This window comes from Sphingomonas jinjuensis (assembly GCF_014197105.1).
GTDB lineage: Bacteria > Pseudomonadota > Alphaproteobacteria > Sphingomonadales > Sphingomonadaceae > Sphingomonas > Sphingomonas jinjuensis.
In genome coordinates, this window is sequence record NZ_JACIEV010000002.1 from 212,818 (window position 1) to 238,529 (window position 25,712).

At 67.9% G+C, this 25,712-nt stretch carries 22 protein-coding genes and 1 riboswitch; of the genes, 8 read left to right on the forward strand and 14 right to left on the reverse strand.

What is annotated here, in order from left to right:
* Positions 1-111: 111 nt before the first annotated feature.
* Positions 112-2,325, forward strand: coding sequence for a catalase/peroxidase HPI (katG, locus tag GGQ80_RS04430; RefSeq protein ID WP_183982682.1), 2,214 nt, complete (start codon positions 112-114; stop codon positions 2,323-2,325).
* A gap of 113 nt (positions 2,326-2,438) precedes the next feature.
* On the forward strand, positions 2,439-3,767 hold the full coding sequence (locus GGQ80_RS04435; RefSeq protein WP_183982683.1) for a PQQ-dependent sugar dehydrogenase: 1,329 nt from the start codon (positions 2,439-2,441) through the stop codon (positions 3,765-3,767).
* Positions 3,768-3,773: 6 nt separating this feature from the next.
* Here the strand turns inward: GGQ80_RS04435 and GGQ80_RS04440 are convergent, their stop codons facing one another.
* The 9 genes from GGQ80_RS04440 to GGQ80_RS04480 form a co-directional block, all read right to left on the reverse strand.
* The gene (locus tag GGQ80_RS04440) at positions 3,774-4,541 is read right to left on the reverse strand and encodes an ABC transporter ATP-binding protein (protein ID WP_183982684.1); all 768 of its coding nucleotides are present in this window, start codon (positions 4,539-4,541) and stop codon (positions 3,774-3,776) included.
* Positions 4,538-5,500, reverse strand: coding sequence for an iron chelate uptake ABC transporter family permease subunit (locus GGQ80_RS04445; RefSeq protein WP_183982685.1), 963 nt, complete (start codon positions 5,498-5,500; stop codon positions 4,538-4,540). The genes GGQ80_RS04440 and GGQ80_RS04445 overlap by 4 nt, the downstream gene beginning before the upstream one ends.
* Positions 5,497-6,324 carry an ABC transporter substrate-binding protein gene (locus tag GGQ80_RS04450; RefSeq protein WP_246346854.1) on the reverse strand — a complete coding sequence of 276 codons (828 nt, stop codon included), beginning with the start codon at positions 6,322-6,324 and terminating at the stop codon, positions 5,497-5,499. Before GGQ80_RS04450 ends, GGQ80_RS04445 begins: the two co-directional genes overlap by 4 nt.
* Before the next feature lie 13 nt (positions 6,325-6,337).
* A complete protein-coding gene (locus tag GGQ80_RS04455; RefSeq protein WP_183982686.1) occupies positions 6,338-8,272 on the reverse strand; it encodes a TonB-dependent receptor domain-containing protein in 1,935 nt (644 codons plus the stop codon).
* A 122-nt stretch (positions 8,273-8,394) separates the two neighbouring features.
* A riboswitch (cobalamin riboswitch) is annotated at positions 8,395-8,600 on the reverse strand.
* A gap of 158 nt (positions 8,601-8,758) precedes the next feature.
* Entirely contained in the window at positions 8,759-10,561 is a 1,803-nt protein-coding gene (locus GGQ80_RS04460; protein WP_183982687.1) for an acyl-CoA dehydrogenase C-terminal domain-containing protein, read from the reverse strand.
* Positions 10,562-10,567: 6 nt separating this feature from the next.
* Positions 10,568-10,987, reverse strand: a complete 420-nt coding sequence (locus GGQ80_RS04465) for a MerR family transcriptional regulator (RefSeq protein ID WP_183982688.1) — start codon at positions 10,985-10,987, stop codon at positions 10,568-10,570.
* A 32-nt stretch (positions 10,988-11,019) separates the two neighbouring features.
* Positions 11,020-11,505, reverse strand: coding sequence for a hypothetical protein (locus tag GGQ80_RS04470; protein ID WP_183982689.1), 486 nt, complete (start codon positions 11,503-11,505; stop codon positions 11,020-11,022).
* Positions 11,502-11,861: a phosphoribosyl-AMP cyclohydrolase gene (hisI, locus tag GGQ80_RS04475; RefSeq protein ID WP_183982690.1), complete on the reverse strand. Its 360-nt coding sequence runs from the start codon at positions 11,859-11,861 to the stop codon at positions 11,502-11,504. The genes GGQ80_RS04470 and hisI overlap by 4 nt, the downstream gene beginning before the upstream one ends.
* A 170-nt stretch (positions 11,862-12,031) precedes the next feature.
* A complete protein-coding gene (locus GGQ80_RS04480; RefSeq protein ID WP_183982691.1) occupies positions 12,032-12,280 on the reverse strand; it encodes a Rho termination factor N-terminal domain-containing protein in 249 nt (82 codons plus the stop codon).
* Between the two features lie 123 nt (positions 12,281-12,403).
* On the opposite strand from GGQ80_RS04480, the gene purF reads away from it, so the two are divergent.
* Together purF and GGQ80_RS04490 are read left to right on the forward strand one after the other, a co-directional pair.
* Complete coding sequence (gene purF / locus GGQ80_RS04485; RefSeq protein ID WP_183982692.1) at positions 12,404-13,867, forward strand: amidophosphoribosyltransferase; 1,464 nt, start codon at positions 12,404-12,406, stop codon at positions 13,865-13,867.
* A 14-nt stretch (positions 13,868-13,881) separates the two neighbouring features.
* Positions 13,882-14,595: an SDR family NAD(P)-dependent oxidoreductase gene (locus GGQ80_RS04490; protein ID WP_183982693.1), complete on the forward strand. Its 714-nt coding sequence runs from the start codon at positions 13,882-13,884 to the stop codon at positions 14,593-14,595.
* 114 nt (positions 14,596-14,709) lie between these two features.
* Here the strand turns inward: GGQ80_RS04490 and GGQ80_RS04495 are convergent, their stop codons facing one another.
* Both GGQ80_RS04495 and GGQ80_RS04500 read right to left on the reverse strand, forming a co-directional pair.
* Positions 14,710-15,903 (reverse strand): SAM-dependent methyltransferase, encoded by a 1,194-nt coding sequence (locus GGQ80_RS04495; protein ID WP_183982694.1) that lies wholly within the window; start codon positions 15,901-15,903, stop codon positions 14,710-14,712.
* A gap of 5 nt (positions 15,904-15,908) precedes the next feature.
* Positions 15,909-17,270 carry a cryptochrome/photolyase family protein gene (locus GGQ80_RS04500; RefSeq protein WP_183982695.1) on the reverse strand — a complete coding sequence of 454 codons (1,362 nt, stop codon included), beginning with the start codon at positions 17,268-17,270 and terminating at the stop codon, positions 15,909-15,911.
* 221 nt (positions 17,271-17,491) lie between these two features.
* Here GGQ80_RS04500 and GGQ80_RS04505 point away from each other — a divergent pair, with 221 nt between their 5' ends.
* The 3 genes from GGQ80_RS04505 (at position 17,492) to GGQ80_RS04515 (ending at position 20,709) form a co-directional block, all read left to right on the forward strand.
* Complete coding sequence (locus GGQ80_RS04505) at positions 17,492-18,571, forward strand: PA0069 family radical SAM protein (RefSeq protein WP_183982696.1); 1,080 nt, start codon at positions 17,492-17,494, stop codon at positions 18,569-18,571.
* Positions 18,572-18,948: 377 nt separating this feature from the next.
* The gene (locus tag GGQ80_RS04510; RefSeq protein WP_183982697.1) at positions 18,949-20,112 is read left to right on the forward strand and encodes an alpha-hydroxy-acid oxidizing protein; all 1,164 of its coding nucleotides are present in this window, start codon (positions 18,949-18,951) and stop codon (positions 20,110-20,112) included.
* Positions 20,113-20,229: 117 nt separating this feature from the next.
* Positions 20,230-20,709 carry a hypothetical protein gene (locus GGQ80_RS04515; RefSeq protein WP_183982698.1) on the forward strand — a complete coding sequence of 160 codons (480 nt, stop codon included), beginning with the start codon at positions 20,230-20,232 and terminating at the stop codon, positions 20,707-20,709.
* A gap of 13 nt (positions 20,710-20,722) precedes the next feature.
* On the opposite strand, the gene GGQ80_RS04520 is transcribed toward GGQ80_RS04515, so the two are convergent.
* The gene (locus GGQ80_RS04520; RefSeq protein ID WP_221364187.1) at positions 20,723-21,304 is read right to left on the reverse strand and encodes a CAP domain-containing protein; all 582 of its coding nucleotides are present in this window, start codon (positions 21,302-21,304) and stop codon (positions 20,723-20,725) included.
* Positions 21,305-21,706: 402 nt separating this feature from the next.
* On the opposite strand from GGQ80_RS04520, the gene GGQ80_RS18580 reads away from it, so the two are divergent.
* Positions 21,707-22,606, forward strand: coding sequence for a PEPxxWA-CTERM sorting domain-containing protein (locus tag GGQ80_RS18580; protein WP_221364188.1), 900 nt, complete (start codon positions 21,707-21,709; stop codon positions 22,604-22,606).
* A 426-nt stretch (positions 22,607-23,032) separates the two neighbouring features.
* Here the strand turns inward: GGQ80_RS18580 and GGQ80_RS04530 are convergent, their stop codons facing one another.
* Together GGQ80_RS04530 and GGQ80_RS04535 are read right to left on the reverse strand one after the other, a co-directional pair.
* On the reverse strand, positions 23,033-24,556 hold the full coding sequence (locus GGQ80_RS04530) for an undecaprenyl-phosphate glucose phosphotransferase (protein WP_183982700.1): 1,524 nt from the start codon (positions 24,554-24,556) through the stop codon (positions 23,033-23,035).
* Positions 24,549-25,706 (reverse strand): glycosyltransferase family 2 protein, encoded by a 1,158-nt coding sequence (locus tag GGQ80_RS04535; protein ID WP_343050837.1) that lies wholly within the window; start codon positions 25,704-25,706, stop codon positions 24,549-24,551. The genes GGQ80_RS04530 and GGQ80_RS04535 overlap by 8 nt, the downstream gene beginning before the upstream one ends.
* Positions 25,707-25,712: the final 6 nt, after the last annotated feature.

The following is a 25,712-nucleotide window of genomic DNA, read 5'->3' on the forward strand; positions in this document are numbered from 1 at the left end:
CAGCTACATCAATTCGCGTTTTCCCGATCAGGCCGCACGGTCTAGGGAGAGCGCAACTCGCGGTGCGCGCCAGACGCGCGCCGTGCCCCACGCCCGTCAGGAGACTGGAACATGGACGCGATCACCGAAGGCAGCCCGATCAACGATCCCAAGAAGCAGCCTGCTGCGATGCGCCGCCTGCTGGGCCAGACCGCCCGCGACTGGTGGCCCGAGTCGGTTTCGCTAGGCATCCTTCATCAGAAGGGGAAGTCGTCGAACCCGATGGGCGACGAGTTCAATTACGGCAAGGCGTTCAAGACGCTCGACTATGACGCGGTGAAGCGCGATCTGACCGCACTGATGACCGACAGCCAGCCCTGGTGGCCGGCCGACTATGGTCACTATGGTCCCTTCTTCATCCGCATGGCCTGGCACTCGGCCGGCACCTATCGCACCGGCGACGGGCGCGGCGGTTCGTCGGCGGGTCAGCAGCGCTTTGCGCCGCTCAACAGCTGGCCAGACAACGGCAACCTCGACAAGGCCCGTCGCCTATTGTGGCCGATCAAGCAGAAGTATGGCGCCAAGCTGAGCTGGGCCGATCTCTTCATCCTCGCGGGCAACGTCGCGATCGAATCGATGGGCGGCCCCACCTTCGGCTTCGGCGGCGGCCGAGAGGACGTGTTCGAGCCTGAGCAGGACGTCTATTGGGGCACCGAGCAGGAGTGGCTGGGCCAGACCCGCATCGACGAGGAAGCCGGCCTGGCGCTGGAAAGCCCGCTCGCAGCGATCCAGCACGGCCTCATCTACGTCAATCCGGAAGGTCCGGGCGGCTGCCCGATGCCGCAGGGTTCGGCGCGCGACATGCGTGAGACCTTCGCGCGGATGGGCATGAACGACGAGGAAACGGCGGCGCTCACCGCCGGCGGCCACACCTTCGGCAAGGCGCATGGCGCCGGCGATCCCTCGCACGTCGGTCGCGAGCCGGAAGGCTCGGACATCGCCGCGCAGGGCCTTGGCTGGGCATCGACGCACGAAAGCGGCATGGGCGACCACACCATCACCTCGGGCCTCGAGGGTGCGTGGACGCCGACGCCGACGACGTGGGACATGTCCTATTTCGACATGCTGCTCGACCACGAATATGAACTGGTGAAGAGCCCGGCGGGCGCTCACCAGTGGCAGCCGGTCGGCAATCCCGAGGAAACGTTGGCGCCGGCGGCCCACACGCCGGGCAAGAAGGTGCCGACGATGATGTCGACCGCCGACATGGCGCTGAAGGTCGACCCTGCCTATCGCGCGATCATGGAGAAGTTCCGGGCCGATCCCGACTACTTCGCCGACACCTGGGCGCGGGCCTGGTTCAAGCTGACCCACCGCGACATGGGACCTCGCACCCGGCTCCTCGGGCCGGAAGTGCCCCAGGAGGATCTGATCTGGCAGGATCCGATCCCGGTAGCCGACTATCCGCAGATCGAGGCCGGCGACATTGCCGAGCTGAAGACGGCGATCGTCAATTCGGGCCTGACGGTCAGCGAGCTGGTGTCGACCGCCTGGGCTTCGGCCTCGACGTGGCGTGGTTCGGACTGCCGCGGCGGCGCCAACGGCGCGCGCATCCGCCTCGCCCCGCAGAAGGACTGGGAAGTCAACCAGCCCGAGCAGCTGGCGCGTGTTCTCGGCATCTATGAGGGCATCAAGGCCGATTTCGACGCAAAGGGCGCGAAGAAGGTCTCGATCGCCGACCTGATCGTCCTCGGCGGTTCGGTGGGCGTCGAGCAGGCTGCCGAGGCGGCAGGCTATCCCGTCGAGGTGCCGTTCAGCCCGGGTCGCACCGACGCGACCGCCGAGCAGACCGACGCCGCAAGCTTCGACGTGCTCGAGCCGCGCGCCGATGGTTTCCGCAACTATCTGCAGGTCAAGTTCAACGTGCCGACCGAGGAGCTGCTGGTCGATCGCGCCCAGCTGCTCGACCTGTCGTCGCCGGAAATGACCGTGCTGGTCGGCGGCCTTCGCGTGCTGGGTGCCAACGTCAACGGCTCGAAGCACGGCGTCTTCACCGACCGCCCCGGTCAGCTGACCACCGACTTCTTCGTCAACCTGCTCGACATGGGCACGGCGTGGAAGCAGGTCAGCGACGAGAGCGACGAGGAGTTCGTCGGCACCGATCGCGCCACGCACCAGCAGCGCTGGACGGCGTCGCGCACCGATCTGGTGTTCGGCAGCAACTCGCAGCTTCGCGCCCTGGCCGAAGTCTATGCGATGGACGATGCGCATGAAAAGTTCGTCAAGGACTTCGTCGTCGCCTGGACGAAGGTGATGAACGCGGATCGCTACGATCTTGCCGCCTGATCGGCAGCGTCACGCGTTCCACTGAAGGCCGTCGGCGCTGCTCCCGGGCGCCGGCGGCCTTCGCCGTTTTTACGACCTATCGCTGCAGCGCTGCGCATCCTATCTAGGGGGCCATGCTGAAGCACGTCCTGCGCCTCGTCGCGCTCATCGTCGTCATCGGGATCGCGATCTTTGCCTATCTGGCGTGGCCCGATAAGGCCGAGATACCGATCGCGAGCGTCCAGGGCCCGCGCCCGACAATCACGGCGCCGCGCATCCAGACGATCCCGACGGTCAAGATCGCCAAGGTCGTCGGCTGGCAGGGCGATGCCAAGCCGGTCGCCGCCGCCGGGCTTCAGGTCGCCAGCTTCGCCACCGGCCTCGATCACCCGCGCTGGCTGTATCAGCTGCCCAACGGAGACGTCCTGGTCGCCGAGACGAATTCACCGCCGCGCAAAGGTGGCGGCCTGACCGGCTGGGTGATGCGCACCCTGCTCGGGCGCGCGGGCGCCTCGGTGCCGTCGGCCAACCGGATCACGCTGCTGCGCGACGGCAATGGCGACGGCGTGGCGGAGCAGCGCAGCGTCTTCATGACCGGGCTCAATTCCCCCACCGGCATGGCGCTGCTGGGCGACCGGCTGTACGTCGCCAACACCGATGCGGTGGTCAGCGTGCCCTATACCCTAGGCCAGACGCAGATAACCGCGAAGCCCGAGCTGGTCGTGAAGCTCAATGGCGGCGGCAATCACTGGGCGCGCACGCTGATCGTGGCGCCCGATGGCAAGACGCTGCTCGTCGGCGTCGGTTCGGCATCGAACATCGCCGAGAACGGCATGGCGGCGGAAAAGTACCGCGCCAACATCCTTCAGGTGTGGCCCAAGGAAAAGACCTTCCGCATCCTCGCCGGCGGGCTGCGCAATCCGCAGGGGATGGCGATCAATCCGCGATCGAACCAGCTGTGGACCGTCGTCAACGAGCGCGACATGCTCGGCTCCGATCTCGCCCCCGACTATCTGACCCAGGTCGAGTTCGGCGATCATTTCGGCTGGCCCTGGTATTATTGGGGCGGCTATCCCGACACGCGCGTCGATCCGTCGAACCCGCAGCTCCAGCAATATTCGAAACGTCCCGACTATGCCATGGGGCCGCACGTCGCTGCACTCGGCCTGACCTTTGCCGACAAGTTGAAGCTCGGCCAGCGCTTCGCCGATGGCGCCTTCGTCGGCGAGCACGGTTCGTGGAACCGTACGCCGGTGTCGGGCTACAAGGTGGTGTTCGTTCCCTTCGCCCCGGGCGGGTTTCCCGTGGCTGGCGCGAAGCCGATCGACGTGCTGACCGGCTTCCTCGACAAGGACGGCAAGGCACAGGGGCGGCCGGTGGGCGTCATCGCCGATCGCACCGGCGCGCTGCTGGTCGCAGACGACGTCGGCAATCGCATCTGGCGGGTCAGCGCGGGCGCGTGATCGGCGTCAGCCGAGCGGCAGGATGAAGCGCTGCCCGGCGGGCGTCGTGCCGATCTCGACCGCGACGCCATAGGTTTCCCCGATCAGCGGCGCGGTCAGCACGTCGTCCGCCGGCCCCGCTGCGATGACCCTGCCATCGCGCATCAACACCGCATCGTCGGCGACCCGCCCGGCAAGATGGAGGTCGTGGAGCACGAGCACCACGCCGCTTCCCGCCGCCGCCACGTCGCGCAGCCGTGCGAGCACGTCGAGCTGATGCGCCGGATCGAGGCTGGCGAGCGGCTCGTCCGCCAGCAGCCATTGCGGCTCGCCCGCCAGCACACGCGCCAGCAGCACCCGGCCGCGCTCGCCGCCCGACAATTGCTCGACCCGGCGTTCGGCCAGCGCTGCGGTGTCGGTCGCGGCGAGCGCGCGATCCACCGCTTCCCGATCCGCGGTGGTTTCCCCCCAACCGGCGTAATGCGGCAGCCGTCCGAGCGCGACCAGCGTGCGGACGTCAACATCCCAATGAACGTCGCCCCCCTGCGGCAGCAACCCGATCCGCCGCCCTCGCTCACGCCGGTCGAGCGTCCCCACCGCCATTCCGTCGAGCGTCGCCGTGCCGCGATCAGGGTTCCGTAGCCCGGCCAGGCACGCCAGCAGCGTGCTCTTGCCCGCGCCGTTCGGCCCCAGCAGCGCGGTGACGCGACCCGGCCGGAACGTGGCCGAAACGTCGTCGAGCGCCCGTCGCCCGCCGAGCGTCACCAACAGGGATTCCGCCGCAAGCCGCGTCATGCCAGCCGCCGCCGCATCGAGAGGAGCAGGTACAGGAAGAACGGTCCGCCCAGCATCGACATGGCGATTCCCAGCCGCAACTCGCTGACCGTAGGCGCCACCCGCACTAGGCTGTCGGCCAGCGTCACCAGCAACGCGCCGCCCAGCGCGGAAGGTAGCAGGATCGCCGACGGGCGGCTACCGACGAGCGGTCGCACCAGATGTGGCACCATCAGCCCGACGAAGCCGATGACGCCCGCCGTCGCCACCGATGCGCCGACCGTCAGCGCGGTGCCCGCGATCACCAGCCATTGCAGCCGCACCGGATCGACGCCCAAGGATCGCGCCGCCGCCTCGCCCAGCGTCAGCGCATCGAGCGACCGCGCGGTCATGGCGAGCAGCGCCATGCCAACGCCGACCAGCGGCAGCGCCAGCGCCACGTCGTTCCAGCTGCGATCGGTCAGCGCGCCCATCAGCCAGTTGACGATCTCTGACGCGACAAAGGGATTGGGCGCCAGGCTGATCGCGAGCGCCGTCATTGAGCCTGCGATGCTGGTCACGATCATGCCCGCCAGCGTGAACAGGATCAGGCTGCCCGACCGCCCCGCGATCAACGCCAGCAGCGCCATCGTCGCCCCTGCCCCCGACAATGCAAAGCCGGGCAGCAGCCATGCCTGCGCTGCGTAACCGAAATAGAGCGACAGTACCGCGCCCAGCGCGCCCCCCGCCGACACGCCGAACAGCCCCGGATCGGCGAGCGGATTGCGCAGATACCCCTGCATCACTGCCCCCGACAGCCCCAGCGCCGCACCCACCACGAGCGCCAGGATCGTCCGCGGCAACCGCAGCTCGAGGATGATGATCGCGCGCGGATCGTCGCTCGCCCACAGCGCCGGCGGCACCCACACCTTGCCCGCGAGCAACGACAGCGCGGCGATGGCCACCACGCCGATCGCGAGCAACAGGCTTGTCCGCCTCACGTCGCCACCTGCCGCCGGATCGCGCGCAGCCGTGCCATCGCGTCGATGATGCTGGGGCCGCCGCAGTTCATCAGCCTTCCGGAAAAGGGCACCAGCCGGATCCGGGTGCCGAGCCGCCGGATCGCCGGGTGGACGTTGCCGCGCCCCTCCGCCGCTTCGGCCGCGCCGGTCGACAGCAGCACCTGCGGCGGCGTCGCGATCATCGTCTCCATCGGCAGCACCCCCCATTTGCCCAGGCCATAGGTCGCGCTCATGTTCGTGAAGCCGGCGCTGGTCAGCAACGCGTCGGCCAGCGTCCCCGTCCCCAGAACCAGGCCGCCGTCGCGCCAGATCAACGCCGTCTTCTTGGGAACGGGATCGGGCCGCGCCGCCGCCTCGATCTGTCGCACCAGTGATTCGCCGTGCGCAGGTTGGCGAGCGATGGCGGCGATCTCTCTTACCTGCGCGACGCTGTCCGCCACCGTCTCGGGGACGTTATACTCGACCAGCCTGATCCCCAGCCGCCGCAATGCCTGCGCGGTCGACGGATCCGTCCCCGCACCCCCGATGACGACGTCGGGCTGGAGCGCCACCAGCTCCTCCGCCGTCCCCGACGTCGCCCGAAACCGCCGCGCCCAATCCAGCGGAACCGACGTTCCTGCCGGATCGAGCGAGTAATGGCTGATCGCCGCGATCGTCCGCGGGTCGGCGACGCGCGCCAAGATCGCATCGACGCATGGGTTGATCGAGGCGATGCGCAGCGCCCTGCCCGCGACCGGAGGCGATGCGGCGGGGGCAGTACACCCCGCCGTCACCAGTGCCAGCATCGGGATCAGCGCGCGCATCGCCATGAGGCCTTTAGTAGCTCAAACGGACACCGCCGAACGCCGCGCGTCCCGGCTGGCCATATTGGAAGACCGTCCGGTAATCGACATCGAAGACATTCTCGACGCGGCCATACACCTCCAGGTGGCGGCCGATCGGGAAGGACGCGCGCAGGTCGGTCAGGACATAGCCGTCGAGCCGCCGCGTGTTCGCGGCATTGTCGAAGCTGTCGCCGATCGCGGTCACCGTCGCCCCGGTGGCAAGCCCGAAGCCCCAGCGATAGTCGGCGTTGACCGTCACGCTGTGATCGGGCCGCCGCGCCAGCCACTTGCCGAACGTCGCGCTACCCGCCGAGCGATCCTTGGCGTCGAGATAGGTGTAGCTCGCCGCCACCGTCAACGCCTCCACCGGGCGCAGCGTCAGCGCGAATTCCAGCCCCTGCGACCGCGCACGCGCGACATTGTCATAGGTGCCGAACGGCCGGTTGACGCAGATGCCGGTCAGCGGACGGCTGCATGAGACGAACGCGATCAGGTCGAGCGAGGTGCGGTGGAACCAGGTTGCGCTCGCTTCCAGTGCGCCGCCCAGCGCCTTCTGCGCGACGCCGGCATCCCAGCCGTGCGATCGCTCGGGATCGAGCAGCGCGTTGCCATACTCGCTTTGCAGCTGGAACAGCGTCGGCGCCTTGAAGCCCTCCGAATAGCTGCCGCGGAACGTCGTAGCGCCACCGTTGGGCGACCATACCCCGCTACCCGAAAAGGTCGTCGCCCCGCCGAATATGTTGTGGTCATCGTGGCGCACCCCCGCGGTCGCGGTCAGGCCGTCGATCGGCGTCACGGCCAATTGGCCATAGACGCTGAACAGCCGTGCCCGCCCGCGCGCCTCGGTCCCGAAGCTGGCGGTGGTCGAGCGCGACACCTCGCGCTCGGCGCCGAAGGTCGCGAATACCGCCTTCGTCAGGTCGAGCGTACCCTGATATTCGATCCGATCGTTGCGACCCAGGCCGTAGAAGGTTTCGTCCGGACCGGCATCGCGATCGTAATTGCGGCGATCGGTCTGGGTATGGGCATAGCCGAAGCGGTTGCGGAAACGACCGTCGAACAGCGCGACGTTCAGGCCGCCATAGCCGGTCCACTGCTCCGTATCGCCATATTCGCGCGTGTCGCCGAAGCTGAAGTTCGGCGGCGGGAAACCGTCGAAGTCGGTGCGGCCATTGGCGTAGAATCCACGCAGGTCGACCGACACGTTGCGGGTGATCTCGATCCCGACGCTGCCGTTGGCGCCATAGCTGCGGAAGCCGTCGCGCTCGCTGCCGCGATCATAGGCCGAGATGCCGTCGGTCGTGTAATAGCCACCGCCCAGGCTCGCCGACACCGGACCGACCTTGCCCGAGACATTGGCGAAGCCCTGGCCGGTCTCGTGCCAGCCGCCCTCGGCACGGGCGTTGATCGCGACCTTTTCGGTCGGCTGGCGGGTAATCATGTTGACGACGCCGCCGATCGCCTGGCTGCCCCACAGCACCGACTGGGCGCCGCGCAGCACCTCGATCCGTGCGATGTTGCCGATCAGGAGGTTGCCGAAATTGAAGCCGCCCCCCGGCTGCGACGGATCGTTGATCTTGATCCCGTCGATCAGCGCGACGGTCTGGTCGCTCTCGGCACCGCGGATGAAGACCGACGTCTGCTGGCCCGGTCCGCCGACGCGGGCGACGGTGACGCCCGGCGTCTGGCGCAGCAGGTCGCTGACCGTCGCTGACTGGCGCTGCTCGATCGTCGCGGTGTCGAGCACGGTCACCGCCTGACCGACGGTGCCGATCGGCCGCGCGTCGCGGTTGGCGGTGACGACGACGTCGCTGCCGGCATCGGCGGCTTCGGTCAGGCCGGCGGTCGACTGGGCGCTCTGCGCCGCGGCGGGGCCGGCGGCGATCGCCAGCAGCGGCAGGACGAGGATGGAATGGAAACGGTTCACGATGGACTTCCCCTTTGGACGACAAAGAGCGCAAGGGCGCGCGTGACGGCACACCCCGGTCGCCCGGCTGTTGCTGTCACGCGAGGAAGTTTCCCCGTCCGCTCGGCACACCCCGTCCGCGCGAAAGACAACGGCGACGGGCAGGTCTCCTGGCTCCCGGGTCGTCGCTGTCGCTCCGGCCTTCCCGGATCGGATGATCCAGTGGCACACGAGGGAGCGGCAGCTCGCCGGTCACAGTTGCGGGGGCAGCCCCGGACGGCGAGCACGACGCTCGCTTCCGAGTTCCCTTTTCATCCCATTGCTGGGAACCTGTCGCGGCGCGGCCTTTAGGGGGCAGCGCGGGGAGTTGCAATCCTCCCCCGCCAGGGGGAGGTGGCTTGCGCAGCAAGACGGAGGGGGAGAAACCACCGCGCCGTCGATCGCGCCGCGCTTCCTCCCCCTCCGTCAGCCTGCGGCTGCCACCTCCCCCTGGCGGGGGAGGATGATTTAGGCCGCCAGGAACATCTCTTCCGGCAACGCCATCAGCGTCTCGGCGCCACCTTCGATCTTGCGACGCAGCGCGCCGGCGTCGGGCATGATCCGCTCGGCGAAGAAGCGCGCCGTCACCAGCTTGGCGTCGAGGAAGGCGGCATCGCCCTCACCCGCCGCCTTCAGCCGCGCCGCGGCCTCGGCCATGCGCAGCCACATCAGGCCGGTCGCGACGATGCCGGTCAGGTGCATGTACGCGGTGGCGCCAGCGCCGACGTTGTTGGGGTTCTGCATGCCATTGGCCATGAACCACATCGTCGCCGCCTGAAGCTCGCCCAGCGCCTTGCCGAGTGCGCCCGCGACCTGCTTCACCGCCGCGTCGTCGCTGGCGCCCGCGACTTCCTCTCCGACGATCTTGAAGAAGGTCTGGATCGCGCGGCCACCGTTCTGCGCCAGCTTGCGGCCGACCAGGTCCATCGCCTGCACGCCGTTGGTGCCCTCGTAGATCATCGCGATCCGGGCATCGCGGACGTACTGCTCCATCCCCCATTCCTGGATGTAGCCGTGGCCGCCGTATACCTGCTGCGCGTTGGTCGCGATCTCATAGCCCTTGTCGGTGCCATAACCCTTGATGACCGGGGTCAGCAGACCGATCAGGTCGCTCGACAGCTGCTTCTCCTCGTCGCTCGCCGCGCTGTGTTCCAGATCGACCTGAAGCGCCCCCCACAGGCACAACGCGCGCAGCCCCTCGGTCATCGCCTTCGCTTCCATCAACATGCGGCGCACGTCGGGATGGACGAAGATGGTGTCGGCCTTCTCGCCCGGCTGCGCCGGACCAGTCAGCGCGCGACCCTGGCGCCGATCGCGGGCATAGGCGACCGCGTTCTGATAGGCGGTCTCGGCGACGCCCAGGCCCTGCAGCCCGACGCCGAGCCGCGCCGCGTTCATCATGATGAACATCGCGGCGAGGCCCTTCATCTCCTCGCCGACTAGCCAGCCCTTGGCACCGTCATAGTTCATGACGCAGGTCGCGTTGCCGTGGATGCCCATCTTGTGCTCGATCGAGCCGCACGACACCGCGTTGCGCTCACCCAGCGAGCCGTCGTCGTTCACCAGTACCTTGGGCACCACGAACAGGCTGATCCCCTTCGAGCTGTCGGGCGCGCCCGGCGTCTTGGCGAGGACCAGGTGGATGATGTTGTCGGTCAGGTCATGCTCGCCGGCCGAGATGAAGATCTTGGTGCCGGTAATCGCATAGCTGCCGTCGGCCTGCGGCTCCGCCTTGGTGCGGATCAGGCCCAGGTCGGTGCCGCACTGCGGCTCCGTCAGGTTCATCGTGCCGCCCCATTCGCCCGACACCATCTTGGGCAGGTACTTCTCCTGCTGTTCCGGGCTGCCCTTCACCACCAGCGCGGCGATCGCGCCATGGGCGAGGCCGGGGTACATGGCAAAAGCCATGTTGGCGGAGATCATATATTCCTGGAACGCGGTCGAGACGACATGCGGCATCCCCTGCCCGCCGAAGGCTTCGGGCGCGGCCAACGTGCCCCAGCCGCTCTCGACGAACTGGGCATAGGCTTCCTTGAACCCCGCCGGCGTCGTCACCGATCCGTCCTCGTGCCGGGTGCAGCCTTCGAGATCGCCCGACTGGTTGAGGGGGAACAGCACCTCGGCGACGAAGCGGCCGCCTTCTTCCAGCACCGCGTCGACGGTGTCAGGGGTGGCCGCGGCGAAGCCGGGCAGGTTGGCGTGGCGGTCGAGGCCGACGACATGCTCCAGTACGAAGCGGGTGTCGCGGACGGGCGGGGTGTACTGCGGCATCTCTCTTCAATCCTTTTGGTCGTTGGCGGCCTCGATCAGGGCCACGAAGTCGGTCAGTTCGGCGATCGCCGCATCGATGTCGCGCTTTTGTTCGTCGAGCAGCGCGATCCGGGCGCGGCAGCGGTCGAGCGTCGTCTTGCGCTGCGCGCGCCGGCCGTCGCCGACATCGTACAGGTCGATCATCTCGCGAATCTCGGCTAGGCTGAACCCCACCCGCTTGCCGCGCAGGATCCAGGCAAGGCGGGCGCGGTCGCGATGCGAGTAAATTCGCGCTGTGCCGCGTCGTTCCGGGGCGATCAGCCCCTCGTCCTCGTAGAAGCGGAGGGCGCGTGCGGTAACGCCGAACTCGGCCGACAGGTCCGAGATCGAAAAATGCTCACGGTCCGGCCGTGGCGCTACCACGGCATGCGCGCTGATCGTCGCCATGCCCGGGAAAATACCTCGCGCTTACGTCAACGTCAACCGGTGCAGAGCGGCTTTCCGAAGGGATCGCGCATCATCGCGGCTTCGGACAGCGACCCACCGATCCGCTCGACGCGCAGCGACGCGATCGAGGCGCGGCCCCGGCACAGTGCTTCGCAGGCGTCGAGCACGGTCGCCGGAAATACCAGGCTGTCGCCATCGAAATGCGCCTCGACCCGGCAGTCGCCCAGCGCGAATCGCACCGTCTCGCCGACCCGCATCGCGGTGCCGCGGCCGACGCATTGCTGCCCCGGGCCATAGTCGACGCTGACGCCGACCGCGAAGCCCCCCTTGGCGGCGGGTAGCGCGCACATGCGATCGGTGTCGCGCGACCAGCTGCCGACCAGCGATCCCGCACGCGGATCGTGAATCAGGCCCGCCGCGCCGGCCGCCGCTTCCAACTGAGCGCCAGGTGTCTCGGCCGCCGACGGTTCGCGCGAGCAGGCGGCCAGCAGCAGCGCCGCGGCGAGCAGGACCTTCATTCGACGGGAACGAGCCGGTCGCCGTCGATGCGCCGAAAGAAACAGCTGGTCGCCCCAGTGTGACACGCCGGCCCCGCCGGCTCCGCGACGACCCAGATCGCGTCCTGGTCGCAGTCGATACGCAGATCGATCACACGCATGACGTTGCCCGACGTTTCGCCCTTCTTCCACAGCCGCCCGCGACTGCGCGACCAAAAATGCGCCTCGCCCGAATCGATCGTGAGGCGCAGCGCCGCATCGTTCATGTGCGCGACCATCAGCGGGTTGCCCAAGGGATCGACCACCACCGCCGTGACCAGTCCGGCGGCGTCATATTTGGGGTCGAGGGTCAGCCCCGTGTCGCGATGGTCGGCCATGTTCATGCGCTAACCAAGATAGCCCTCCGCCTCAATCCTCCCCCGCCAGGGGGAGGTGGCAGCGAAGCTGACGGAGGGGGCGGTGGGCGACTCGACTGGAGCAGGGCATCCTCCCCCTCCGTCATGCCCGCGGCATGCCACCTCCCCCTGGCGGGGGGGGGGATTGAGGGTCACCCCTTGCGGATCGCCTCGATCAGCTCGTCCTTGGTCATGGTCGACCGGCCATCGATGCCGATTTCCCGCGCCTCATCCATCAACTCGGCCTTCGTGCGATCCTCGAGCCGCGTCGAATCATGATCGAGCGTCCCCGCCGCCCTGGCGTTGGCGATGCGCGCCGCCTTCTCCTTGGAGTTGCCCTGTTTCAGAAGCTCCTCGTACAGTGCATCATCCTTGATCTGCGGTCCGTGATCCTTCGCCATCGCGCGTCTCCTCTGCCGCGCCAAACCCGCAATGCGACCGATCGCTCCCGGGTTGCGTGACAAACAGGCGACAAAGCCCGATCTCCTTCCTATATGCGCCTCGCACGACGGAAGCGGGCCCTCATGCTGACCACCAATCCATTCGATGACGACAAGCTGCGCGAAGAGTGCGGCATCTTCGGTGTTTCCGCCGCCAGCGGCAGTGGTGCCGCGCTGGTCGCGCTGGGGCTCCACGCGCTCCAGCATCGCGGCCAGGAAGCGGCCGGGATCACCAGCTTCGACGGCCATCATTTCCACACCCACCGCGCGATGGGCCATGTCGCGGGCAACTTCGACCGCGACGACGTGATCCGCGCGCTGCCAGGCAGCGTCGCCTGCGGGCATGTCCGCTATTCGACGACGGGCGAGACGGCGCTGCGCAACGTTCAGCCGCTCTATGCCGAACTGTCGACGGGCGGCTTCGCGGTCGCGCACAACGGCAATATCTCCAACGCAATGAAGCTGCGTCGCGAACTGGTACGCCGCGGTTCGATCTTCCAGTCGACGTCGGATACCGAGACGATCATTCATCTCGTCGCGACGTCGTCGTACCGGACCCTGCTCGATCGCTTCATCGATGCGCTGAAGCAGGTCGAGGGCGCCTATTCGCTGATCGTGATGACGCCGGAGGGGATGATCGCCTGCCGCGATCCGCTCGGCATCCGGCCGCTGGTCATGGGCAAGCTCGACGATGCGGTGATCTTCGCCAGCGAGACCGTGGCGCTCGACGTCTGCGGCGCCGAGTTCGTGCGCGATGTCGAGCCGGGCGAGCTGGTGATCGTCCAGGGTGGTGAGGTCCGCTCGATCAAGCCGTTCGGGCCGATGGCGCCGCGTCCGTGCATCTTCGAATGGGTCTATTTCTCGCGCCCCGATTCGATCGTCGGCGACCATTCGGTCTACTCGGTGCGCAAGGCGATCGGCGCCGAACTGGCGCGCGAGGCGCCGGTCGAGGCAGACCTGGTCATTCCCGTACCCGATTCGGGCGTCCCCGCCGCGATCGGCTATGCGCAGGCGAGCGGCATTCCGTTCGAGCTCGGCATCATCCGCTCGCACTATGTCGGCCGCACCTTCATCCAGCCGGGTGACAAGGTTCGCCACCTCGGCGTCAAGCTGAAGCACAATGCCAACCGCGCGCTCATCAAGGGCAAGCGAGTGGTGTTGATCGACGATTCGATCGTGCGCGGTACGACCAGCCTAAAGATCGTGCAGATGATGCGCGATGCCGGCGCGGCGGAGGTTCACATGCGCATCGCCTCGCCGCCGACCAAGCACAGTTGCTTCTATGGCGTCGATACGCCGGAGCGGACCAAGCTGCTGGCGCACAAGCTCGACCTGGGCGGCATGACCGACTTCATCCATGCCGACAGCCTGTCGTTCGTGACGATCGACGGCCTATATAAGGCGTTGGGCGAAGCGAACCGCGCCGACATTCGCCCGAAATATTGCGACGCCTGCTTCACCGGCGACTATCCGACGACGCTGACCGACCAGGACGAGAGCGGCCCCTCGGTCGATCAGTTCGCGATGCTGGCCGAACGCGTCATCTGAGCTACGGAATGTCCATGACCGACAAGCCTCTCGACGGCCAGCTGGCGCTCGTCACCGGTGCCAGCCGCGGGATCGGCGCCGCCACCGCCAAAGCGCTCGCCGCGGCGGGTGCGCACGTCGTCCTCACCGCGCGCACCGCCAAGGCGCTGGAAGAGGTCGAGCAGTCGATCTTCGACGCCGGCGGCTCCGCCACCATCGCCCCACTCGACCTGACCCAGACCGATAGCATCGGGCGACTGGCGACGGCGATCGGCGAGCGCTGGCAGTCGCTCGACGTCATGGTCCTCGGCGCGGCGACGCTCGGCAGCCTTGCCGCGGTGCCGGCGATCGACCCGAAGGAACTGGCGCACGTCCTGACCCTCAACGTCAGTGCGCCTGCCGCGATGATCGCCGCCTTCGATCCGCTACTGCGCCGGTCGCGGGGCGCGAAGGTGATCGGCATCACCTCCAGCGTCGGCCGTAGCCCCCGCGCCTATTGGGGTGCCTATGGCGCCAGCAAGGCGGCGTTCGAGACGCTGCTGGGCGCCTATGGCGACGAAACCAGCGAGATCAGCCGGCTTCGTGTCGCGATCCTCGACCCCGGCGCCACCCGCACGGCGATGCGTGCCCGCGCCTATCCCGGCGAGGATCCCGCATCGGTGAAGGAGCCCGAGGTCGTGGCGAAGCGGATCGCGGAACTGGCGATCCACGGCTTCGACGCCGGCTACCGCGAGCGGGTTGACGGCTGACGCCAGCCCCGAAAGGCCGTCATGCCGAACTCGTTTCGGCATCTCTCCGGTGGGGCGTGCAGGCCTCTCCTCAAGGAGATCCTGAAACGAGTTCAGGATGACTGTGGTGGATGCTCAGGCCTTCACCAGCGTCACTTGCGCCACATCGATCCCACCGCCGCGGAACCCGCCCTCGCAGTACATCAGATAATAGCGCCACAGGTCGCGGAATCCCGCACCGAGCCGCGCCGGCAAGCGCCCCTCGCGATCAGCTGCGTCGAAGGCCTCGCGCCAGCGCCGTAGCGTCTCCGCGTAATCGAGCCCGAAGTGATTCGGCGCCTCCCACCGCAGGCCGCGCGCTTCGGCAAGCGCGCGAAAGCGGCTTTCGGACAGCAGCACCCCGCCCGGGAACACGTAGCGCTGGATGAAGTCGACGCTCGTCGCATAGGCCGGAAACACGTCGTCGGCGATGCTGATGTACTGGATCGCCGCCCGCCCGCCGGGCTTTAGCACGCGCGCGATCGTGTCGAGATAGGCGGGCCAATATTCCTGCCCCACGGCCTCGACCATCTCGATACTCGCTACCGCATCGAAACCGCCGGTGACGTCGCGATAGTCGGTCAGCGCCACCTCGACGCCGGGCAGCGCACGGGCATCGACCATCGCCTTCTGCTCGGTCGACAGCGTCAGCCCGGTGACGTGCCGCCCCTCGCCTGCCGCCAGGGCCGCGAACGAGCCCCATCCGCAACCGATCTCGAGGATGCGCTCGCCCGGTCTCGTCGCCGTGCGATCGAGGATGGCGCGCAGTTTCGCGGTCTGTGCCGCCTCAAGCGACTCGTCCGGGGAGGTAAACAGCGCGCTCGAATAGGTCAGGCTCTCGTCCAGCCACTCGCGGTAGAAGTCGTTGCCGAGGTCGTAATGCGCCGCGATGTTACGCCGACTGCCGCGGCGGTCGTTGCGGCGGAGCCGATGCCAAAGCCGCGCCGCGAGCCGCGCCGCGCCCCCCGATCGCGCCGCCATGCCGAGGGGCATGCGATTGCGCATGAACAGATCGAACAGCGGCACCGGATCGGGGCTCGACCAGTCGCCGGCCGCCCAGCCTTCATACCAGCCGACCGAGCCCGCCATCGCCAGCCGCAGCAGCGCACGCCAGCGGCGGACGACGACGATCGGCGTTGGCCCCGGCCGGCGCCCGCCGAGCAATCGCTGGGTGCCATCGGGCAGGAACGCCTCGATCCCGCCGTCGTCCAGTCCCGCGTCGATCCGGTCGAGCAGGCGGTGGAACGGTCGCGCCAGGGTGCGCGCCACCAACCCGGGCTTCGTCGTCATGCCCGTCACCGCGCGGCGCGTCCCGCCGCCAGCGCCCGCTCGCGTGCTTCGCGGTGACCGATGATCTTGGCGGGATACTCGTCGGGCCTGCAACCTGCCTCGTCGGGATCGTGGATCGCCGCATCCGATAGCTTGGCAAGCTCGGGCACCCATTCCCGGATGTAATCGGCTGCCGCAAACTTCTCCGACTGGGCGAGCGGCGCCATGATCCGGCCCCACATGTTGGCGTCCACGCCGGTCCCCGCGACCCACTGCCAATTGACCGCATTGTTGCCGTAATCGGCATCGACCAGACAGTCCCAAAACCAGCGCTCGCCCTCGCGCCAGTCGATCAGCAGGTGCTTCACCAGAAAGCTGGCGGTAATCATGCGGACGCGATTGTGCATCCAGCCGCTCTGCCACAGCTGGCGCATCCCCGCATCGACGATCGGATAGCCGGTCTGGCCGGTCTGCCACGCCTTCAGGTCGCGCTTCGCCGCCGCCCCGTTTCGCCAGGGCAGCTTGTCGTATTTGGGCCGCCCGTTCTCGTCGGCGTAACGGGGTAGCGCCAGGGTCACGCCATCGGTGAAGTCCCGCCAGCCCAGCTCACGCGCGAAGCTGTCGTCGGGCGCGTCGTCCTCGACCATGTGCCACACCGCGCGCACCGATATCTCGCCGAAGTGGAGATGCGGCGACAGGCGCGACGAACCGTCCTGCGACGGCAGGTTGCGGTGCTCGTCATAATCCTTGCGGTTGGCGGCGAAGGCCTTCGCCTGCTTCTGCGCGGTCGCCTCCCCCGGCGTCCAGTCGGCGAAGCCGGTCGACCAGTCAGGCTTGGTCGGCAGTAGGTCCCAGTCGGCCAGGTCATCGCTCTTGGGCCATGCATCCGGCGCCTTGATCGAGCGAGGCATCGGCACTGGCTGGTCCGGCGGCAGATGCTGGCGAAGCGCCTTCCAGAACGAGCCGTAAATCTTGAACGGCTGGCCAGCGCCGGTGGTGATCTGCTCGACGGGAGCGAGGTGGTTGCCGTCGTGCAGTACCAGCGCCTCGCCGAGCGCCTCCTCGGCCTTTCGCGACCAGGGCTCGTAATGCTTGATAGCGTGGATGGCGGTCGCGCCGGTTTCCTCCAGCAATTCCTTCAGCACATCGACCGCGACGCCGCGACGTAGGATCAGGCGGCTGCCCTTTGCCTTCAGGTCCTTCGCCAGCGAGGCGAGGCTGTGGTGAAGCCACCAGCGCTGCGCCCCGCCGATCCGCCAGTCGCCGGGCGTCTCGTCGTCGAGGACATACACCGGGATGACCGCCCCTGCCGCAGCGGCCTCGACCAGCGCAGGTTGATCGCGGAGGCGCAGGTCCTGTCGGAGCCACAGCAGGTTCGTCTCGGTCATTGATGCAAGTGCTCGTACAAGGGGTCAGACGGCTAAACGTCGTCGGCCGTCAGTGCGATCCTAGACGCCATCGCTCAACCCCGTTTCTCCACCCCGACCAATCCGACTGGCAATGCCAACGCTTGGTTTGACGGTCGCGCAAGGCCGACTGATCGCTGCAGCATGTCGAACGGCCCAGTACCGTTCTTGCTATGTTCCCGATAAGACTTTATCGCAATGCCATGGCCGACAAGCGACCCGTTCGCGGCGCGACGATCAACGAGGCGAGTCGCCGCTTCAACTTGCCCGCGCGAGAGGCGGACGGCGATTGGCTCGATGCGGTCGAGGCGATCGACGGCATCGCTTCGCCGCTGCGGACGAGCGTGACGATCGAGCATCCACGCACCATCATCAGCCGCAACCAGTCGCCCGACGTGCCGTTCGATCGGTCGATCAATGCCTATCGCGGCTGCGAGCATGGGTGCATCTATTGCTTCGCGCGGCCGAGCCACGCCTATCACGACCTGTCGCCAGGCCTCGATTTCGAAACGAAGCTGTTCGCCAAGCCCAGCGCCGCAGAGCTGCTGCGCACCGAGCTCGCCAAGCCTGGCTATGAGGTGCGGCCGATCGCGATGGGGACCAACACCGATCCTTATCAGCCAATCGAGCGCGACTGGCGGATCACACGATCGATCATCGAGGTACTGGCCGAGACGGGGCACCCGTTGTCGATCACGACCAAGTCGGATCGCGTGGTGCGCGATCTCGACCTGCTCGAGCCGATGGCGCGGCGCGGATTGGCGGCGGTCATGGTGTCGATGACGTCGCTCGATCCCCGTATCGCGCTGACGGTAGAGCCCCGCGCGCCGCATCCCGAGCGGCGGCTGACCGCGGTGCGCCGGCTCGCCGATGCGGGGGTGCCGGTCTATGTGTCGATCTCTCCCGTAATCCCGGCGATCACCGACCATGAGGTCGAACATCTGATCGAGCGCGCCGCCGAGGCGGGTGCGCGTGGCGTGTTCTTCCTGCCGGTGCGGCTCCCCCACGAGGTCGCGCCGCTGTTCCGCGCCTGGCTCGACGACCATTTCCCCGATCGCGCGGGCAAGGTGATGGCGACGATCCGGTCGTTGCGCGGCGGGCGCGAAAACGACCCCAATTTCTTCACGCGGATGCAGGGGCAAGGACCATGGGCCGAACTGCTGGCGACTCGCTTTCGCATCGCCTGTCGCAAGCACGGCCTGCCGCATGGGGCGGAGGCGAGGCTGGCGCTGCGGTGCGACCTATTCCGCGCGCCGGCGGGGGCGCAGGGGGAATTGTTCTGATTGTCGCGCTCGTGCGTTGGGCGAGCGAGGAGAAGAGCGATGATCGATCCCGAGACGGAAGAGCAGTCGGACGGCGAAGCGGAATCGGGTGGTGGCTATGGCAATCATGCTCCCGAGACGGAGAAACTGGAGACGGAGGAACTGGAGGGGGAGTAACGCTTCCCACCCCCTCGTCATCCCGGCCTCGAGCCGGGATCCATCCGTCGGCAAGCGGCTCGGTTCAAGCCGAAGGTGAGCCGCCCGGACAAGTCATGGATCTCGGCTCAGGGCCGGGATGACGAAGGATTGCAAGGCGCCCGACCTGCATTCCCACCCTCACGAGGCGGGGCTGGACACCCCCACCCAGCCCCCTAGTCTCTCCGGCATAGGAGAGAGGCATGCCGCATTACGGCGACTATCAGAACCAGATCTATTTCGCCGGACTGTCGGGAGTCCTGCCGTCGCTGCCCGTCGACACCGCGACGCTGGAGGCGCGGGCCGCGGCGGCGATGGCGCCGTCGTTGCTCAGCTATGTCCAGGGCGGTTGCGGCGACGAGACGACACAGGGCGCCAACGCCAGCGCCTTTGCCCATTGGGGGATGGTGCCGCGGATGATGGTCGATGCGACCAGTCGCGACCTGTCGATCGAACTGTTCGGGCACACCCTGTCCTCGCCGCTGTTCATGGCGCCGATCGGCGTCACCGGCATGTGTACGCAGGACGGCCATGGCGACATCGCCGCGGCGCAGGCGAGCGCGATGACCGGCGTGCCGCTCTGCGCCTCGACGCTGGCCAACGATCCGCTCGAGGCGGTCAAGGCGGCGTGCGGCGAGACGCCCGCCTTTTTTCAGCTCTACACGCCGCGCGACGAGGACCTGGCGGCAAGCCTGGTCGCACGGGCGGAGGCGGCGGGCTATGCCGCGATCGTCGTGACGCTCGATACATGGGTCACGGGCTGGCGACCGCGCGACCTGAACACCGCCAGCTTTCCGCAGCTTCGCGGCCATGTGCTGACGAACTATTTCAGCGATCCCGTCTTCCGCAGCCGGCTGGCCAAGCCGCCCGAGGAGGATGGGCCGGCCGCGGTGCGTCACTGGGCGGCGACGTTCGGCAAGGTGCTGACCTGGTCCGATCTGCCCTGGCTGCGATCGCTGACCAAGCTGCCGATCGTGCTGAAGGGCATCTGCCACCCCGACGATGCGCGGCGCGCAGTCGATGCAGGGATCGATGCCGTCTATTGCTCCAATCACGGTGGTCGCCAGGCGAATGGCGGCATCGCGGCGATCGACCTGCTCGCCGATGTCGTCGCGGCAAGCGGGTCGACGCCGGTGCTGTTCGATTCGGGCGTGCGCTCGGGCACCGATGCGATCAAGGCGCTGGCGATGGGCGCACGCGCGGTCGGGGTCGGGCGGCCCTACAGCTATGGCCTGGCGCTGGGTGGCGCGGCGGGGGCGGCGCATGTGCTGAAGTGCCTGCTGGCGGAGGCGGACCTGCTGATGGCGGTCAACGGCTATCCGACCCTCGCCGACGTGCGCGCCGCCGGCACCCGACGTTTGACATGATCGCCCCGTTTCGGGTCAGCCTGACCCATCATGAGCCACTTCTGGTCGATACGAGGGTAAACGAGCCGTTGAGGAATGCCGCCCCTTCTGGCGTATCTGGCGCCATTGGGGGAACGCATGGGTCGGCTAATGCATCATGATTTCTGGTTCGAGCCGGCAAAGCTCTATCGCGTGGCGACGTCGGGACGGCGGACTCATCTGCTGACCGGCTCAGTCAATGCGCTGATAGATGCTGCGCTGGCGGACGAATCGGGCACCATTCTAATGATCGAGTCGGACAGCGGCGGCATGCTGGTCGATCGCGAGATCGTCCGCGCCGCCTGCGACCTGACCCGCCCGCGCCGGCTATTGCCGACCGACAGCGGCTGGTACGGCGGCCGCCTGCGCCTGATAGACGGCGAGTTGCCGTCGGGCAGCGAGGGGCTGGTCGCGCGCGCGGCCGACGATGGCGACGGCTTGCCGATCACGATCCTGGTCGATCGCGACCATGCCGAGGACGAGCAGGCACTGATCGCCGCCGCCGACGAGCATATCCGAGCGCACGGCCTGCCTGCCGACCGAGTCGTCCGGCTGTCTGGCACCGACTTTCCGGCATAGGGTCCGTCTTCGATCAGCGCGCGGCGACCGCGATCGAGTCATAGCCCGGACGCGACCGCTCGAGCGGCCGACCGTCCCGGGTACGCGCGACGTCGATGACGCACATCGTCCGATAGACCGGGTGCGGTCCGCACGACACGCCGGCAAAGCGGATGTCGTCGGCGAATACCAGCAGGCGATGGCCGCGATCGGACACGCCGTCATCGACGATCAGCTGGCGAACGACGCCGGCGGCATCGGCCGCACCATAGGTGATGACCTCGCCGACGTAATCGCCACCACCGCGCCGCCGCATCCGCTCGCCCGGACCGCTGCCGTCGGCGCTGGCATGGCCGACGCTCCCATCGGACGCCTGTTCGGCGCAATGATCCAGCGCGGCGCTGGCGAGCGGATGACTGTCGGCGAGCGTCGCGACCTGGTGTTGCTGCGCCAGGAACGCGATCGCCTCTTCGACCGGGGCGACCCCCTCCTCCGTGACGACCGCCGGACGGCCGGGCTCATAAACGAGATTGGCTTGGAAGAGGCGGCCATAGCCGCGCAGCTCCGCGGCATAGCGGGCCGGGTCGGCACGCGCGCGATTGAGCTCGGTTAACACTTCCTTTTGGAAGTTCGTGCATTGCGCCGCAACGTCCTGCTGCGCGTGCGCCACAGTCGGGGCGAGAAGCGCCGCAGCAGCTACCAATTTGGCCCGAAACTTGCTAAGCATCGGGGAATTTCCCTCGGCGCTTCCGCTCGCGACCGTCGCAGAGCGTACCCAAGCACCGGGGTTTCTTTTCAATTCATCGCGTTAATATGCTTCCACGATTGCCAGTTAACGCGATCTTGTCCATCATCGGGACGATCGGGGAGATTCTGCAACTCAAAGCCCTTTCGATCGTTGCAGAATCACGTCATGGATCGAAACCATGGCAACAGGGAGTTTGGGGACATGAAAGCCGCGCTGCTATCCAAAGCTGCGCTTTGCGTTTGCCCGCCGGCGATCGTCGCGGCTTCGGTCGTGGCTGTGCCGCCGGTGCGCAAGGCCGTGCATCATGCGACCCGCCCTGCGCCCGTGAAGAAGGCGCCGCCGAAGCGTCACGCCGTGTCGCAGCAGACCGCTGCGCTGCGCCCCACGCTGCCGCCCTGCCCGCCGCTTGCGACCGAAGTGCCGCAGGAGATTCTGACCTATGCGTCGCCGGTCCCGCCCGAGACGCGGACGCAGACCCCTCTCGCCCAGACCGCGACGACCCCGACCGGCGGCACGCCGGTCAACGGTGGGATCACGCCCGTCGTCGGCGGCTTCGTGCCCACCACCGGCGGCGGTGGCGGGAACCCGTCCAACCCGGGTAATCCGTCAAACCCCGGCACGCCCGTGACCGAAACCCCGACGCCGTCGGTTCCCGAGCCGGCCAGCTGGATCCTGATGATCAGCGGCTTCGGCCTGATCGGGGCGATGATGCGCCAGCGTCAGGAACAACGCTACAACGCGAAGCGCAGCAAGCGTCGGCGGATCAAGCGCCGGCACGCCGCGGCCGGTGGCCTGATGGCCGCTGCCGAGCTGAGCGCGCCGCTCGACATTGCCAGCACCGCCTCCGCCGCTGCCAGCTCGACGAAGGTCGCGCTGCTCGCCAAGGCCGCGCTGTGCGTCTGCCCGCCCGCACTGATGGCCGCCACGGTCGCCGCGGTGCCGCCGGTCCGCCAGGCGGTCTATGCCGCGACCGCGCCCAAGCAGGTGGCGCCGGTTACCGCGCTGGCCAATGCGCCGTGCGATCCTACGATCTCGACCGCTGCCGTCGAAGCGGCGCCGCCGATCACGCAGCCGGCCGCCGTCAAGGCCCCCGAATCGATCGCCGAGGCACCCGCAGTGGTCGCATCGGCAGCCGGCGTCATTCCGGCCACGGCGGCGATGGTCAACTGATCCCCCGCTATCGATAGCATGCTGAGGGCCGCGCTGGACACGTTCCGGCGCGGCCCTTTCGCTTGGCCTCGAGAGCATGTCATGGCGGTAGATCCGACGCGGCATCGTCCCGGCGGGTAAGCCTGACCAAGCCTGCTCGGGGATCGGCGACCTTGGCAAAAGCCACCGCAAGCATTCGGCACCTCCCCCGCTAGCGGGATCGAGCCTCTGTCATCATGGGGTTGAGCCGTAACGTGGAACCGATCCACCGTCACTCGTCCCGAGCGACGTCGATCGACAAGCTCCACGCCTATTGGCTGCAGACCCGTGCTTCGGAGTCCGTCACCAGGAACAGGTCAATAAGATGCCATCACACTCTGGCAACGCTCGCGGTAGCGCCCGCGCCTCAAGCATGCCGCGCACGACCGCCACCGGCCGCCAACCGCCTCAATAGACGTTGGCCCTCGGGAACAGCACCACCGCGCAGGTGCGCAGGATGATGTAGAGGTCGAAGCGCAGCGACCAGTTCTCGATGTAGAACAGGTCGTGTTCGACGCGCTTCTCCAGCTTGTCGCTGGTGTCGGTTTCGCCGCGCCAGCCATTGACCTGCGCCCAGCCGGTCATGCCCGGCTTCACGCGGTGGCGCGCGGCATAGTTTTCCATCGCCTCGCTGAACACGCGATCACCGACCCGGGTCGAGGGTGCGTGCGGGCGCGGGCCGACCAGCGACATCTCGCCGCGCAACACGTTGAACAGCTGCGGCAATTCGTCGATACTGGTCGAGCGCAGGATGCGGCCGACGCGGGTGACGCGGGGATCGCGCTTCTTGGCCTGTTCGATCGCGTCGAACTGGAGCATGTCGGTCTTCATCGTCCGGAACTTCCAGATCATGAAAGTGCCGTTGTTGAACCCTTCGCGACGCTGGCGGAAGAAGACCGGTCCCTTGCTGTCGAGCCTGATGAGCAGGGCGATGACCGCGAACAGAGGCGCCAGCAGCGCCACCGCCAGCCCGGCGATCACCATGTCCTCGCACCGCTTGATGACCCGGTCCATGCCGTTGATCGGACGCTCGAACAGCGTCATCAGCGGCAGCTCGCCCAGGATAACGATCGATCGGCCGGCGAAGGCGAAGGTCGACAGATCGGGCGCCAGGCGGATCAGCACCGGCAGCATCGATAGCCTGGCGACGATCTCTCGCACCCGCCGCTCGGTAGCATGGGGCAATGCGATGATGACCTGGTCGATGCCGCCCGCGCGGACCCGGGCGACGAGCGCGTCGAGGTCGCCGAGATGGGGCACGACATGGGTCGCCGCCATGCCGCGCGACGAACTGCGATCGTCGAAGCAACCGACGAGGTCGATCGTCAGCCGCGGGTTCGACAGGATATATTCCGCCAGCTTGTCCGCCGGCGCGCCCGTGCCGAGGATCGCCACGCGCTGGTTGAAGACGCCGCGGCTCTTGAGCGAGCGCGACCACAGCACGCCGGCACCGCGGACCATGACGAGACCGCCGGTGCCCAGCGCGAACCATAGGATGGTCCAGCCGCGCGAGAAATCCTCCGACGCCTTCAGGAAGAAGGCGAGCGTCAGCATGCCGACGGCGCTGCCGAGCCACGCCGACAACAGGCGTGCGAGCGCGACGCGCAGCGAGAAACGCGCGTCGATATCGTAGCAGCCGGCGAGTTCGGCGATCAGCGCGAAGAAGGTGCCGCCGAGCAGGGCCACGCGGCCATAGGGCTCGATCGGGCCCATCGGGGTCACCGACGCCATCACGATCGTCAGCACGATGCCGATGACGACGACGACGAGCCACTCGCCCATCCGGATCACCGCACCCGACAACTCCATCGCTGCCGGCGGTCGTTCGACGGGCGCATCGGCATCGAGGATGGTCTGGTCGATCGATGGAATCACCACCGGTGCGGCAGGCCTGCCGGTCTTCTCACCGATGTCGAACCCCTGATCAGTCACGCTCGGTCCTTATCCAGTTACGCTCGCGGCGCGCGAGCACCCCGAGCGACAACTTCGCCTTCCATAGCGCATAGCGCGGTATTTCTCGCCATCCGCTTACCAGATCGGCGCGGCCATGTAACAAAATCGACAACGGCACCGTAACGATCAGAGCTGTCGTCAAAATTCCCAGCAGGATGAACGGCCCGGGCGATGCCCCGAACAGCGCGGCGACCATCAGCAGCGCGGTCAGCAGCGAATCGAGCAACAACAACAGGATCAGTGGGGGCACGCACAGGTCGAGCGCGAGCCACAGCAGCCCCGGCCGCCGCCGGGCAAAGGCGGCGCGCACCAGCTTGGGCGCGAACTCGCGCGCCGTCGCCTGCGCACCCGATTCCCAGCGTCGTCGCTGGGTGACGGTGCCGGTGTCCGACGACGTCGCGCCGACGATCAGCACGTCGGCGGCGAAGCGCGGCGCATGACCATCGATCGCGGAAACGACGCCGAGCATCATGTCCTCGGCGACATGACCGGTCGCCAGCGGCAGCGTCGCAAACTGGGTCCAGGGAAAGGCCATGCCCGAACCGACGAGCAGCGCCGGCGCGCCCAAGCGCCTCGTCCCCAGCTGTCGGACAAGGTTCTTCACCAGGAACGCCGCGGCGGAGAAGCGGGTCGCCACCGACGCATCGCTGCGCGGTTCGAGCAGGTAGCAGCCCTGCACCGGGCGGCCCCGCGCCACCGCGTCGGCAGCGAGACGGCGGACCCCCTCGGCATCGATCGCGGTGTCGGCGTCGAGGACGACGACGCAATCGGGCGGGTCGGCGGCGAGCTCGTCGCGTCCCCGCGCCAGGGCAAAGCCCTTGCCGCGGTTCACCGGATCGGCGCGCTCGACCACCCGCGCGCCCGCGCCCCGTGCCACCGCAGCGGTGTCGTCGCTGCAATTGTCGGCGACGACAAGCAGGTCGACCTCGTCAGCAAGCGGCGCGACGATCGCGGCAATTCCCGCCGCCTCGTCATGCGCGGGCACCAGCACGACGATCCGCACCGGGTGTGCCGGCGCCGGCACCATCCCGCGCCGCCGCGGCGGCACCGCGCCGAGCAGCACCTCGACGAGCATCACGCTCGTCGCGAGGATGAAGGGTGCGCTCAGCAGGTAGAACAGGACGAACACCGGACG